Consider the following 13,238-nt stretch of genomic DNA (forward strand, 5'->3'; position numbering starts at 1 on the left):
GCATGCCGCGGCGGGCGCAACTTGACTACCGCGGATACCCACTCTGCTGCCCGGCTGTCGCCACGATTGGCAGAGTCCGCAGTCGAGCTTCCAGCCTAGTGAACGACTCTCGCGGAAGGAGATCGGCCAAGATTGACCACCCACTCATTACCCTCTCCACCGCTTCTCTTGCCCGAAATACCGCCGCATCACCACCGTATCCCGATCTCACACCGAGTTCATAGAAACGCCGATCATCAATCTCTTGAAAGCGCTTGGTACCGCCAACCTTGAGCCCGAGATCATCATCCTCGATGAACAATACGGTCGGCAGAATGTCATACGCCGGACTGAGTCGAGGAGACCGTCCGTCTGGGTAAACCACCGCCCAATTCTTAAGATGAGCGTCTCCGTTCCCAACAAGGATATTGAGTACGATTCGGTCGATCACATCGCCAACAACGTCGGAATCAATCAGGCCAGCCAGGACCGTAGCAACCACCTCGTAATTGGCACTGCGGTACTTTGCATCCTGCCGGCGACTCGGTATGTCGAGGATCTGCGCCAACTCCTCCATGTGGACCCGAAGGCCACCGTCGCGGCGATCAAACCGCTCTACGGCCAGCACGCGACCGCGCACCGAAGACCAGGCTCCGATGCCGGAGATCTCGGACGCATTGACCAGGCTCGCCCCCGCAACCTCGATTCCGGACGCTCTCGCCAACTCAAGCCCTGCAAACTCCGCCTCAGGGACACCGTCGAATCCGATTCGACCGTCGGGGAACTTTGCGATCACATTCCCGGCCACACCTCTAGCGGGCACCGTGAGACCACGTTCATCCGCGAACACTGAGAACTTTAATTGCGCGCCTGCAAGACTAAATTTCAAAATGGGATCGTCGTGCGCCGCATCTGGTTCATCAGCGTCAGCCGACAGACCAGCATCTCCTGCCCACCCCGATTCGACAACCCTGGCACGCACGGCACCCGGCAAATCGTGGAGCCCCAAATGCAGCAACAGTTCAAACTCACGGACAGCATCGACTCTCGCAGCGTTCGCAACCGCCGAACGAAGCCGACCTTCTGGCAGTAGGTGCGAAAACCACCGTGGCAAAGCCACATTAGTGCTCGGATGCCAATTCCGCCCGTGCTCTTCAAAGAGCTGTCCCAGCACTGGCCGTGACGGCAAGTTCCAATATTCGCGATCGCCGAAGAACGTCGAACGCTCGTCTTGACGCACCAAGTTACCGACAAGAACCCAGCCACCATCTGCGGCCTGGATCTCGATGGCCAGTACAGTCTCACGACTCGTCATCATGATCCACGCCGTCAAGCGCAATCGCTACAAGTGAACCGATAGATCGGCGCACGGGCAAGCCAGGCTCCATGCGACTCTCCAGGAACGCGGCCACAACCTGACCGAGCCATTCCCCCCTCCCGTCGATAAACGCCTTCAAGTCCCCAGATAGCAACTGCTCCACCAGCGTCGGGGTGAGTAGATGGGAGGCGAGAACATTTTCACTTGCGTCTGCCAATTCCGTTACGCTTCCTGGCCAGAAACCTCTCGACTCGGCACGGGAATTTAGACCTGGAATGAACGAAGAGACCGCTCCCGCTCCGAGTGCTTCGAACCGTTCAGCGATATCGAGAGGCACGCCAGTAGGCTGGAGTGGGACTCTTGCAGCAAGCGCCAATAGAATAAGGCGCGGATTGGCGTACTTTGCATTGAATCCCGATAGCGGAATATCATCCGCCTTTCGGTCCGGCACGTACGCGAGAAGTGACTTTACCGCGGCGTACGCGTCAGGAGCTGCCGCAGGGTCGCCGAAATCGGGGTTAACCGAGCGCACCGCGCGCCGCAATACAGGCGTTTGCCCCCCTTCCCGACCGAAGCCATGCACCCAGCCCCGCCAAAGCCAGCGGCTTACCAGACGCAATATCCACGGTTCTGGGTCCGGATGCAGATGGAAGAATGCGGCCAGAACCGGAATCGGCAGGGTGTTAGGCATTAAGCGAGAGTGCACGATACCCTCGGCGCGGAGGAACCGAATAGCTCGTTCAAGTGCGTCGCGCGCATGCTCGAACCACTCCTCTGGGTTCTCTCCGCTTCGAAACTCTTCATGCATGTCTCGCTGAACATCTCCACCACGCAGGGCGAGAATGCTCTGGACAATCCTGTTCTCCTCGAGGTCGCCGAAGTTGAGGTGACGCAGATCGCGGACAACCGACTGGGGACTTGCCACACTTCCGCGCTCGCCAAAGAGCGCCTGGAATATCTGCGCCCGACTAATTGGCTTCCCCGCAGAGTTTACTCTGTCGAAAACTTCCCGCAGCAGAGTCTGGTCTTGCTCTTCAATTATGTACGCAGGGATCCGATAATCGCGAAGTTGGCCGATTAGATTGTCGGCGAGATCAAGGTCGTCAGGGGACAACTCCTCAATGTGCGCCCTCGTCCATTGTTGGAGTGTACGGGTGTCAGACGCCGCGCGCACAGGAAGAAACCGAGAACTATCCACTCCTGGTCGCATAGAGACGAACTTTTGAGTTGTGAGGTCGAACGCGACCTGAAAGCGATGGTCGGTGACCGAGTATTCTCGAGTAAGGGCTGCGAATAGTGATGTTACGCGCTGCTGGCCGTCTACCACCCAAAGGGCGTCGTCTCTCGCCGGCACGCTGAGTTGGACCGGGCCCAGTTCAATCTCGGCTTCCGGGGCGGGCTTCTTCCACAGGAGAAGTGTTCCCACGGGGAAGCCTCGATATAGGCTATCAAAGAGGTCGCGAACATCGGTGCTTTTCCAAACGAATTGTCGCTGGAAAGTTGGAACCCGCAGTCGGCCAGATTCGGCATAGTCAACAATATCGGGAATGGAGAAGTTCTGCGAGCCCGAGCGATCGAGAGAGGGGACCACCACGTTGCACTGCTCCCGTCCTGGCCGGAGCGCGGGTCGCTCCTGTAGTTGCAGAGGCTACAGCAGAACCGGTCTTCAAAGTCGGTTGCGCAGCAGCTCAAGTCAGGTCCTTAAGGCATTCGAGCGCGCCTGGTCCCACGGCCGTGCGGGGTGGGGTCAGCACTTTGGCGTATGACCTGAATCGAGAGGTGCGCGCCCGTCGTCGTCGAGTCAGCGGCGCTTGATGAGCGACACGTCGCGCACGGCACCGCGGTCGGCGGACGTCGCCATGGCGGCGTAGGCCTGGAGCGCCGGGGAGACGTAACGGTCGCGGTCGACCGGCTGCCACGGGTTCTCGCGCGCCTCCATCTTGGCGCGACGCTCGGCGAGCACCTCGTCGGGGACGTTGAGCCGGATGAGGCGCGTGTCGACGTCGATCTCGATCTCGTCGCCGTCCTCGACGAGGCCGATGACGCCGCCCGCGGCGGCCTCGGGCGAGACGTGGCCGACGGAGATGCCGGACGACCCGCCGGAGAACCGGCCGTCGGTGATGAGCGCGCAGACCTTGCCTAGACCGCGGCCCTTGATGAACGACGTCGGGTAGAGCATCTCCTGCATGCCCGGCCCGCCCGCGGGTCCCTCGTAGCGCACGACGACGACGTGGCCGGGCTGGACCTGCTTGGTGAGGATCTTCTCGACGGCCTCGTCCTGCGACTCGCACACGAGCGCCGTGCCGACGAAGTGGAAGACGTCCGGGTCGACGCCGGCGGTCTTGAAGACGGCGCCGTTCTCGGCGAGGTTGCCGCGCAGCACGGCGAGGCCTCCCTCGACGGTGTACGCGTGCTCGAGGTCGCGGATGCAGCCGTTCGCGGCGTCGGTGTCGAGCGTCTCCCAGCGGTTCGAGGTGGAGAAAGCCTGCGTGGTCCGCACGCCGCCGGGCGCGGCGTGGAAGAGCTCGACCGCGCGCTCGGTGGCCTTGCCGCCGCGGATGTCCCAGTCGTCGAGCCAGGCGCGCAGCGTGGGCGTGTGCACGGACGTGACGTCGTGGTCGAGCAGGCCCGCGCGGTCGAGCTCGCCGAGGAGCGCGGGGATGCCGCCGGCGCGGTGGACGTCCTCCATGTGGAAGCTCGGGTGGTTCGGCGCGACCTTCGACAGGCACGGCACGCGGCGGCTGATCCGCTCGATGTCCGTGAGGTCGAAGTCGATCTCACCCTCCTGCGCGGCGGCGAGGATGTGCAGCACGGTGTTCGTCGAGCCGCCCATCGCGACGTCGAGCGCCATGGCGTTCGAGAACGCCGCCTTGGTCGCGATGGAGCGCGGCGCGACCGAGTCGTCCTCGTCCTCGTAGTACCGGCGCGCGAGGTCGACGATCGTGCGGCCGGCCTCGAGGAACAGCTCCTTGCGCGCGGCGTGCGTGGCGAGCGTCGAGCCGTTGCCAGGCAGCGAGAGCCCGAGCGCCTCGGTGAGGCAGTTCATCGAGTTGGCCGTGAACATGCCGGAGCACGACCCGCACGTGGGGCACGCGTTCTCCTCGACGGCGTTCAGCGCGTCGTCGGACACGTTGTCGTCGGCCGAGTAGTTGATCGCGTTGATGAGGTTGAGGGGCGTCTTGGCGACCCCGTCGGCGACGATCGCCTTGCCGGCCTCCATCGGGCCGCCGGACACGAAGATCACCGGGATGTTGAGCCGCAGCGCCGCGTTGAGCATGCCGGGCGTGATCTTGTCGCAGTTGGAGATGCACACGAGGGCGTCCGCGCAGTGCGCGTTGACCATGTACTCGACCGAGTCGGCGATGAGGTCGCGGCTCGGCAGCGAGTAGAGCATGCCGGCGTGGCCCATCGCGATGCCGTCGTCGACGGCGATCGTGTTGAACTCCTTGGAGACGCCTCCGGCCTCGCGGATCGCCGACGCGACGAGGTCGCCCATGTCCTTCAGGTGGACGTGGCCGGGTACGAACTGCGTGTACGAGTTGGCGATCGCGATGATCGGCTTGCCGAAGTCTTCCGCGCCCATGCCGGTCGCGCGCCAGAGGGCGCGGGCGCCGGCCATGTTGCGGCCGTGGGTGGACGTCCGAGAGCGCAGGGGGCGGCTCATTCCGGGTCAGCTCCTTCGACGGGGTGCTGCGACCGTTCCTCCGGCCGCCGGGTCACATTACGCCCGATCAGGACCGTGCGAACCGGCCGTCCGTCTCGTGGTCGTCTGGCTACGTACGTGGTCTCCCTACCCACCCGAGGGATGTCCGCCTAAACGTTACGTAAGGGTTGAACCGGGACCATCACAGTGCCACCGTGGGGCGCGCGGCAGACCGGTCGTCGGTTCTCGCCGCGACACCGCCCGACGCGCACGGCGCCGGGTCGTCCGGATCGAGGGGGCTCCCATGAACACGTCCACCACCGGTGCACCGCAGCACCGCACCGCCGCGCCCGACGCCGCGGCGTCAGAAGGCCGCCCCGCCTCGCCGGGGCCGAGGCAGGCGGGGCCGACCGTCGCGCAGGACGACGTGGTCACGCGGGCGTCGGCGCGGCGAGCGCTCGCCCTGGCCCGGCTCGGGACGGCGGTCGTGTTCCTGTGGCCGTTCGCCGACAAGCTCGTCGGCCTGGGCTACGCGACGCCCCCGGAGAGCGCGTGGCTCGCGGGGTCCGCACCGGCGCAGGGATACCTCGAGCACGGCGCCCAGGGCCCGCTCGCGGGGACGTTCGCCTCGATGGCGGGACCCGTCAGCGACTGGCTCTTCATGCTCGGGATGCTCGGTACGGGTCTCGCGCTGCTGCTCGGCATCGGCATCCGGGCGGCTGCCGTGTGCGGAGGGCTGCTCTTCGCGATGCTGTGGCTCTCGCAGTGGCCGTTCGCCGCGGGGTCGAACAACCCCGTCGTCGACCAGCACGTGCTCGTGATCCTGGTCCTGGTCGTGCTCGCCACGACCCTCGCGGGCGACACCTGGGGCCTCGGGCGCCGCTGGGCTGCCGTCCCCGCGGTCCGGCAGGCGCCCTGGTTGCGCTGAGCCCACTACGGCGGGCCGAAGCACCGGGTCGAGCGGCGCGCCCTGGTCAGGCGCCGGCCGTGTGCGCCCCCTCGAGCTCGTCGGCGTGGCGGATGTGCCGCGTGACCCACGGCGCGAGCGCGAACAGCGCGAGGGCGAAGACGAGCGTCACGGCCCCGATCGCACCGAAGTACGCGGTGTCGGACGCGCCCTCGGTGACCTGCACGACCTGGGCCGTGATCGCCTGCCCGGCCGCGGGCGCGAGGAACCACAGCGCCATCGCCTGGGACCGGAACGCCCTGGGCGCGAGCAAGGTCGTCGCGGCGAGCCCGACGGGCGACAGGCAGAGCTCGCCGAGCGTCTGGATCACGTACACGAGGACGAGCACCCACGCGGGCGCCTTGCCGTCGCCGACGACCGCCGACGCGAGGGCGAGGAAGAGGAACGACACAGACGCGAGCGTGAGGCCGATCGCGAACTTGTTCGCCGTCGCGGGCCGGTCGCCGGTCTTGAGCCAGAGCCACGCGAACACCGGGGCGAGCAGGATGATCGACAGCGGGTTGACGGACTGGAAGAACTCGGGGCTGATGCCGATCCCGAAGATGCTGAGCTCCGTGCGGTCCTTCGCGAACGCGGACAGCGTCGTCGCGGCCTGCTCGAAGATCATCCAGAAGAGCATCGCGGCGACGAACAGGGGGATGTACGCGACGACGCGGGGCCGTTCGGCGTCGGTGACCTTCGGCGAGCGGTACATGACGACGAAGTAGGCGATCGGCGCGAGGAACGCGAGGTACGACATCGTGTCGATGAACGTGGAGATGCCGAACCCGCCCGAGACGACGACCGCGACGAGGGCGACCACCACGACGCCCGCCGCGATGATCGCGAAGAGCCGCGCGATCTTCGGGCGCTCCTCCCGCCGGATCGGGTTCGGCACGTGCGCGCCCGCCTCGCCGAGGTAGCGACGCCCCGCGACGAAGAAGACGAGCGCGACGGCCATGCCCACCGCCGCGACGGCGAACCCCGCGTGGTACCCGCCCCAGGCGCGCGCCGCGCCGACGAGGAACGGCGCGAAGAACGAGCCGAGGTTGATGCCCATGTAGAAGATCGAGAACGCCGAGTCACGACGCGGATCGTCGCGCGAGTACAGCTCGCCGACCATCGAGGAGACGTTGGGCTTGAGGAGCCCCGTGCCGAGCGCCACCATCGCGATGCCGACCATCGAGAACACGAGGCCGGGGATGGTCAGGCTCACGTGCCCGGCGGCGATGATGATCCCGCCGTACAGCACCGACCGCCGCGACCCGATGACCCGGTCCGCGAGCCAGCCGCCCACGACGGAGAGCAGGTAGACGCTGGTCCCGTAGATCGAGACGAGCGCGAGGCCGGTGGTCTCCTCGATCCCGAGACCGCCGTTCGCCACCGTGTCGGTGAGGTAGAACAGCAGGATCGCGCGCATCCCGTAGTAGCTGAACCGCTCCCACAGCTCGGTCGTGAAGAGCGTCAGCAGCCCTCGCGGGTGCCCGAAGAACGCATGGTCGCCCTCGATGTGTCCCGCCGCCGGCCCGTCGGCCGCCGCGATCCCGGCGCCCCGGCCGACCGGGGGTGCCCCGGGGTCGGGCTCGGTCGTCGCCTCGCGCTCGAGCCGGCGTCGGCGTGCGTCCCGCCCCTGCTGGTCGTCACCGTCCATGCTTGCGATGCTCCCACCGGCGTGCGCGCCCGGCGACCGTTAGCGTGACCGGATGCCGACGATCTGGTGGTGCCGGCGCGACCTGCGCCTCGCGGACAACCCGGCGTTCGTGGCCGCGACGCAGACCGCCCGGGAGGCGGGCGACGACGTCCTCGCGCTCTACGTCCTCGACCCCCGCCTGTGGGACGCCGCGGGCTCCCCGCGCCGGTCGTACCTGGCCCGCAGCCTCGCCGCTCTCGACGAGTCGACCGGCGGTCGGCTGGTCGTGCGGCGTGGAGACCCGCGGGCGGTCGTGCCGGAGCTCGCGCGCGAGGTGGGGGCCGACGAGGTGCACGTCGCGGCGTCGTACGAGCCGTACGGCGTCGCGCGCGACGCGGACGTCGAGGCCGCCCTGCACGACGGCGGTGCGCGCCTCGTCCGCACCGGCTCGCCGTACGCCGTGGCGCCGGGCCGCGTCCTCACGCGGACCGGCACGCCGTTCCAGGTCTTCACGCCGTTCCGCGACGCGTGGGTCGAGCACGGCTGGCGCGACCCGGTGCCGCGCCCGCGCGACGTCTCCTGGGCGCACGTCCGGTCCGACGGCGTGCCGGTCGACCCCGGGACCCACGCCCGGCTGCCCGCGGCGGGCGAGGCCGCGGCGCAGCGCCGGTGGCGGGAGTTCCTCGACGACCATCTCGTGGGCTACGCGAGCGAGCGTGACCGGCCGGACCGGCCCGCGACGTCGGGCATGTCGATCCCGCTCAAGTGGGGCGAGCTGCACCCGCGCACCCTGCTCGCGGACCTGCGCGCGGCGTTGCACGACGGCGCGCCGTCCGACGACGTGCTCGCCTACCGGTCCGAGCTCGCGTGGCGCGAGTTCCACGCGGACGTGCTGTTCCACCACCCCGACGCGGCCCGGCGGTCGTTGCGCGAGGTCGTGCCCGACGACGCGTGGGCGACCGGCGCGGACGAGGACCGGCTCCTCGAGACGTGGGCCGCGGGCCGCACCGGCTACCCGCTGGTCGACGCGGGCATGCGCCAGCTCCTCGGCGAGGGGTGGATGCACAACCGGGTGCGGATGGTCGTCGCGTCGTTCCTCGTCAAGGACCTGCACGTGCGCTGGCAGCGCGGTGCCGCCCACTTCATGGCGCACCTCGCGGACGGCGACGTGTCGCAGAACCAGCTCAACTGGCAGTGGGTCGCGGGGACCGGCCGCGACGCCGCGCCCTACTTCCGGGTCTTCAACCCGGTCACCCAGAGCAAGAAGTTCGACCCGCAGGGCGACTACGTGCGGCGCTGGGTGCCCGAGCTCCGGGACGTGGACGGGTCGGCGGTGCACGAGCCGTGGCGGCTCCGCGAGCAGCCGACGGGCTACCCGGAGCGGGTCGTCGACCACGCCGAGGAACGTCGGGTCGCGCTCGACGACTTCGAGCGCGGTCGCCGCTCCTGACATTTTCTCAACCAAGGGGTTGACGATGCCCGGCCACGGGCGTAGCGTCGTCATCAACCAAGCAGTTGAGAAGCGAGCGGACCTTCCCGCTCGGACGAGGAGGTCCCGTGACGGCAGACCCGCTCTCCCGCGTGTTCTCGGCGCTCGCCGACCCCACGCGTCGCGACATGGTGGCCCGGCTCGCGTCGGGCGACGCCACCGTCGGCGAGCTGGCCCAGCCGTACGACATGTCCGTCCAGGCGGTGTCCAAGCACCTGCGGGTGCTCGAGGACTCCGGCCTGGTGACCCGCACGACGGACGCCCGCCGCGCCCCCGTGCACCTCGAGGCGGAGGTCTTCGACCTCATGACCAAGTGGATCGAGCGCTACCGACGCGAGGCCGAGGACCGCTACCGCCGCCTCGACGACGTGCTGCGCGAGCTGCCCGACCTCGCCCCACCTGCGGGCGGGCCCGCGAACGAACCCATGACAGGAGAAGCACCATGACCACCACCGGCACCCACGAGACCGAGATCGTCGTCCCCAAGGACCTTCCGATGGTCCGCATCGTCCGCGAGTTCGACGCACCCGCGGCGAAGGTCTTCCAGGCCCACCTCGACCCCGAGGTGTTCGCGCGCTGGAACGGGCCGCGCTACCTCACCCAGCGCAACGAGCAGTGGGACGTGCGCACCGGCGGGTCCTACCGCTACGTGCAGGTCGACCCCGACGGCAACGAGTACGCGTTCTTCGGCAGCGTGCACGAGGTGCGGCCGAACGAGCTCATCGTCCAGACGTTCACGTACGAGGGCTTCCCCGACGGCGTCTCGCTCGACCGCCTCCAGTTCGAGGACCTCCCGGACGGTCGCAGCCGCCTGACGGCGACGTCGCTCGTCGACTCGTTCGAGGGCCGCGACGGCTTCGTCGCGAGCGGCATGGAGGTCGGTATCCGCGAGGGCTACGAGCAGCTCGACGAGATCCTCGCGGAGTCCTGACTCCACCCGCACCCCGCCGAGGCGCGGGTCCCCACCAGCGGGACCCGCGCCTCGGCGCGTCAGGCGTCCCCGCGCGCGAGCAGGCGGCCCGTCGGGCGGTCGAAGGTGATCTCCTCGCCGCGCAGGTACGTCGCGACGACGGCGCCCGACAGCGCGCGGTCGGCGTACGGCGTGATGGGGTTCTTGTGGTGCAGGGCCTTGGGGTCGACGACGAACGCCGTGTCGGGCTCGACGACCGCGAGGTCTGCGTCGTTCCCGAGCCGGATCTCGCCCTTGCGCTGCAGCCCTGCGATGCCCGCTGGCCGGGTCGACATCCACTCGACGACCTGCGCGAACGGGATGCCGCGCGTCCGCGCCTCGGTCCACACGATCGCCAGGCCCAGCTGGAGCGAGGACACCCCGCCCCACGCCGTCCCGAAGTCGCCCGTCTCGAGCTCCTTGAGGTCGGGCGTGCTCGGCGAGTGGTCAGAGACGATGCAGTCGATCGTCCCGTCGACGAGGCCCTCCCACAGCAGCTCACGGTTGTCGATCTCGCGGATCGGCGGACAGCACTTGAACTGCGTCGCGCCGTCGGGGATCTCCTCGGCCGCGAGCGCCAGGTAGTGCGGGCACGTCTCGACCGTGAGCCGCACGCCCTCGCGCTTGGCGCTGCGGATCATGGGCAGCGCGTCGGAGCTCGACAGGTGCAGCACGTGCGCGCGCGCCCCCGTCCAGCGCGCGGTCTCGATGACCGCGGCGATCGCGACGTTCTCGGCGCCGCGCGGGCGGGACGCGAGGAAGACGTCGTAGTGGTCGCCGTGCGGCTTGGGCGCCCGGTCGATCGCGCGCGAGTCCTCCGCGTGCACGAGCATGAGGCCGTCGAAGTCGGCGAGGACGCGCAGGTCGTCCTCGAGCTCGTCGGGCTCGAGGTAGCCGAACTCCTCGACGCCCGAGTGCAGCAGGAAGCACTTGAACCCGAACACGCCCGCGTCCCACAGCGGCCTGAGCTCGTCCGCGTTGCCGGGCACGGCCCCGCCCCAGAACCCGACGTCGACGAACGCCTGGTCGCGCGCGACCTTCTGCTTCGTCTCGAGCGCCTCGACGGAGACGGTCGGCGGGATCGAGTTGAGCGGCATGTCGACGATCGTCGTCACGCCGCCCGCGGCGGCCGCCCGCGTGGCGGACGCGAAGCCCTCCCACTCGGTGCGCCCCGGCTCGTTGACGTGCACGTGCGTGTCGACGAGCCCGGGGATGAGCACCTGGTGCGGTTCCAGCTCGACGACGCGTGCGCCGTCGAGCCCTGCACCGAGCGGTTCGACCGCGCGCACCACTCCCCCGCTGACGCCCACCTCGCGGGGCTGCTCGCCGGACGCGACGAGCACGCGCTCGCCGCGCACGACGAGGTCGTACTCGTGCTCCTGCGGGATCGTCGTGCTCATCCCACCCTCCTTCGCTCCGGGTCGTGACCAGGGTTCTTCCCCGCGGTACCAGGGTTCTCCCCCGCGGTACCAGCGTTCTACCTCGGCGGGCAGACGCTCAGTCGAGCAGGGCGATCGCGGTCGGCGCGTCGTCGGCCGAGATCGCGAGGTCCTCGAACTCGTTGACGCCGCTGAGCTCGGCGCCCATCGCGATGTTCGTCACGCGCTCGAGGATGACCTCGACCACCACGGGCACGCGGAACTCGGCCGCCATGCCCTGTGCCTTGGCGAACGCCTCGGCGAGCGCCTCGGGGTCGGTGACGCGGATCGCCTTGCAGCCGAGCCCTTCGGCGACCTTGACGTGGTCCACGCCGTAGCCGTTCATCTCGGGAGAGTTGATGTTCTCGAACGAGAGCTGCACGTGGTAGTCCATGTCGAACGCCCGCTGCGACTGCCGGATGAGGCCGAGGTAGGAGTTGTTCACCACGACGTGCACGTAGGGCAGGTTGAACTGCGCGCCGACCGCGAGCTCCTCGATCATGAACTGGAAGTCGTAGTCTCCGGACAGCGCGACCACCTGCTCCGCCGGGTCGTCCGCGAGCGCCTTCGCCACGCCGAGCGCCGCCGGGCCGGTCCAGCCGAGCGGGCCCGCCTGGCCGGCGTTGATCCAGTGCCGCGGCTTGTACACGTGGAGGAACTGCGCGCCGGCGATCTGCGAGAGACCGATCGTCGTGACGTAGCGCGTCTCGGGACCGAACGCCTTGTTCATCTCCTCGTACACGCGCTGCGGCTTGATGGGCGTCTCGGTGAAGTGCGTCTTGCGCTGCAGCGTGCGCTTGCGCTCGGCGCACTCGGCGGCCCAGCCGGAGTAGTCGCGCGCCCGCCCGGCGTCGCGACGCTCGCGCGCGACCTCGACGAACAGCTCGAGCGCGGCCCTCGCGTCGGAGACGATGCCGTAGTCCGGGGCGAAGACGCGACCGATCTGCGTCGGCTCGATGTCCACGTGGACGAAGGTCCGGCCCTTGCGGTAGGTGTCGAGGCCGCCCGTGTGGCGGTTGGCCCACCGGTTGCCGATGCCGAGCACGAAGTCGGACGCGAGCAGGTTCGCGTTGCCGTAGCGGTGGGACGTCTGCAGACCTGCCATGCCCGCCATGAGCGCGTGGTCGTCGGGGATGACGCCCCAGCCCATGAGGGTCGGGATCACCGGCACGCCCAGGGTCTCGGCGAGCTCGACGAGCAGGTCCTCGCCGCGCGCGTTGACGATCCCGCCGCCCGCGATCAGCAGGGGACGCTCGGCCGCCAGGAGGAGGTCGATAGCCTTCTCGGCCTGCGCACGCGTCGCCGTCGGGCGGTGCACGGGCAGCGGCTCGTAGGTCGTCGGGTCGAACTCGATCTCGGCCATCTGCACGTCGATCGGCAGGTCGATGAGCACCGGGCCCGGGCGGCCCGAGCGCATGAGGTGGAACGCCTGCTGGAAGACCTGCGGCACCTGTCCGGCCTCGAGGACGGTCTTGGCCATCTTCGTCACCGGGGCGGCGATGCTCGCGATGTCGACGGCCTGGAAGTCCTCCTTGTCGAGCTTGGCGACCGGCGCCTGGCCCGTGATGCACAGGATCGGGACCGAGTCGGCCCACGCGGCGTAGAGGCCGGTGATCATGTCGGTGCCCGCGGGTCCCGACGTGCCGATGCAGATGCCGATGTTGCCGGGCCTGGCACGCGAGTAGCCGTCGGCCATGTGCGACGCGCCCTCGACGTGGCGGGCGAGCACGTGGCCGATGCCGCCGTGGGCGCGCATCGCGGAGTAGAACGGGTTGATGGCGGCACCGGGCAGGCCGAAGGCCTGGGTCGCGCCCTCGATCTCGAGGATCGCGACAGCGGCGTCCACCGCACGCATACGAGGCATGG

General features: G+C 68.7%; 10 protein-coding genes. 4 read left to right on the top strand and 6 right to left on the bottom strand.

Annotated elements, in window-relative coordinates; all coding sequences use genetic code 11:
• Nucleotides 1-25: 25 nt before the first annotated feature.
• The 3 genes from ACMXGY_RS14230 to ilvD all read right to left on the bottom strand — a co-directional run bounded on the left by ACMXGY_RS14230 (nt 26) and on the right by ilvD (nt 4,961).
• Entirely contained in the window at nt 26-1,312 is a 1,287-nt protein-coding gene (locus tag ACMXGY_RS14230) for a type II toxin-antitoxin system HipA family toxin (RefSeq protein WP_483773637.1), read from the bottom strand.
• Complete coding sequence (locus tag ACMXGY_RS14235; protein WP_483773638.1) at nt 1,281-2,891, bottom strand: DUF262 domain-containing protein; 1,611 nt, start codon at nt 2,889-2,891, stop codon at nt 1,281-1,283. Before ACMXGY_RS14235 ends, ACMXGY_RS14230 begins: the two co-directional genes overlap by 32 nt.
• 207 nt (nt 2,892-3,098) lie before the next feature.
• A complete protein-coding gene (gene ilvD, locus ACMXGY_RS14240; protein WP_483773639.1) occupies nt 3,099-4,961 on the bottom strand; it encodes a dihydroxy-acid dehydratase in 1,863 nt (620 codons plus the stop codon).
• A gap of 283 nt (nt 4,962-5,244) precedes the next feature.
• Between ilvD and ACMXGY_RS14245 the strand changes: the two genes are divergently transcribed.
• Nucleotides 5,245-5,868 carry a DoxX family protein gene (locus ACMXGY_RS14245; RefSeq protein ID WP_483773640.1) on the top strand — a complete coding sequence of 208 codons (624 nt, stop codon included), beginning with the start codon at nt 5,245-5,247 and terminating at the stop codon, nt 5,866-5,868.
• A gap of 46 nt (nt 5,869-5,914) precedes the next feature.
• On the opposite strand, the gene ACMXGY_RS14250 is transcribed toward ACMXGY_RS14245, so the two are convergent.
• Nucleotides 5,915-7,537: a peptide MFS transporter gene (locus ACMXGY_RS14250; RefSeq protein WP_483773641.1), complete on the bottom strand. Its 1,623-nt coding sequence runs from the start codon at nt 7,535-7,537 to the stop codon at nt 5,915-5,917.
• A 52-nt stretch (nt 7,538-7,589) separates the two neighbouring features.
• Here ACMXGY_RS14250 and ACMXGY_RS14255 point away from each other — a divergent pair, with 52 nt between their 5' ends.
• From ACMXGY_RS14255 to ACMXGY_RS14265, 3 genes are all read left to right on the top strand, one after another.
• On the top strand, nt 7,590-8,966 hold the full coding sequence (locus ACMXGY_RS14255; protein WP_483773642.1) for a cryptochrome/photolyase family protein: 1,377 nt from the start codon (nt 7,590-7,592) through the stop codon (nt 8,964-8,966).
• Between the two features lie 107 nt (nt 8,967-9,073).
• Nucleotides 9,074-9,451 carry an ArsR/SmtB family transcription factor gene (locus tag ACMXGY_RS14260; RefSeq protein WP_483773643.1) on the top strand — a complete coding sequence of 126 codons (378 nt, stop codon included), beginning with the start codon at nt 9,074-9,076 and terminating at the stop codon, nt 9,449-9,451.
• Nucleotides 9,448-9,936 carry an SRPBCC family protein gene (locus ACMXGY_RS14265; RefSeq protein ID WP_483773644.1) on the top strand — a complete coding sequence of 163 codons (489 nt, stop codon included), beginning with the start codon at nt 9,448-9,450 and terminating at the stop codon, nt 9,934-9,936. Before ACMXGY_RS14260 ends, ACMXGY_RS14265 begins: the two co-directional genes overlap by 4 nt.
• Nucleotides 9,937-9,995: 59 nt before the next feature.
• On the opposite strand, the gene allB is transcribed toward ACMXGY_RS14265, so the two are convergent.
• Both allB and gcl read right to left on the bottom strand, forming a co-directional pair.
• Nucleotides 9,996-11,354 carry an allantoinase AllB gene (gene allB, locus ACMXGY_RS14270; RefSeq protein WP_483773645.1) on the bottom strand — a complete coding sequence of 453 codons (1,359 nt, stop codon included), beginning with the start codon at nt 11,352-11,354 and terminating at the stop codon, nt 9,996-9,998.
• A 97-nt stretch (nt 11,355-11,451) separates the two neighbouring features.
• Nucleotides 11,452-13,236, bottom strand: coding sequence for a glyoxylate carboligase (gcl, locus tag ACMXGY_RS14275; protein ID WP_483773646.1), 1,785 nt, complete (start codon nt 13,234-13,236; stop codon nt 11,452-11,454).
• Between the last annotated feature and the right edge of the window lie 2 nt (nt 13,237-13,238).

This window comes from Cellulosimicrobium sp. G4 BAM 1002, from assembly GCF_057126935.1.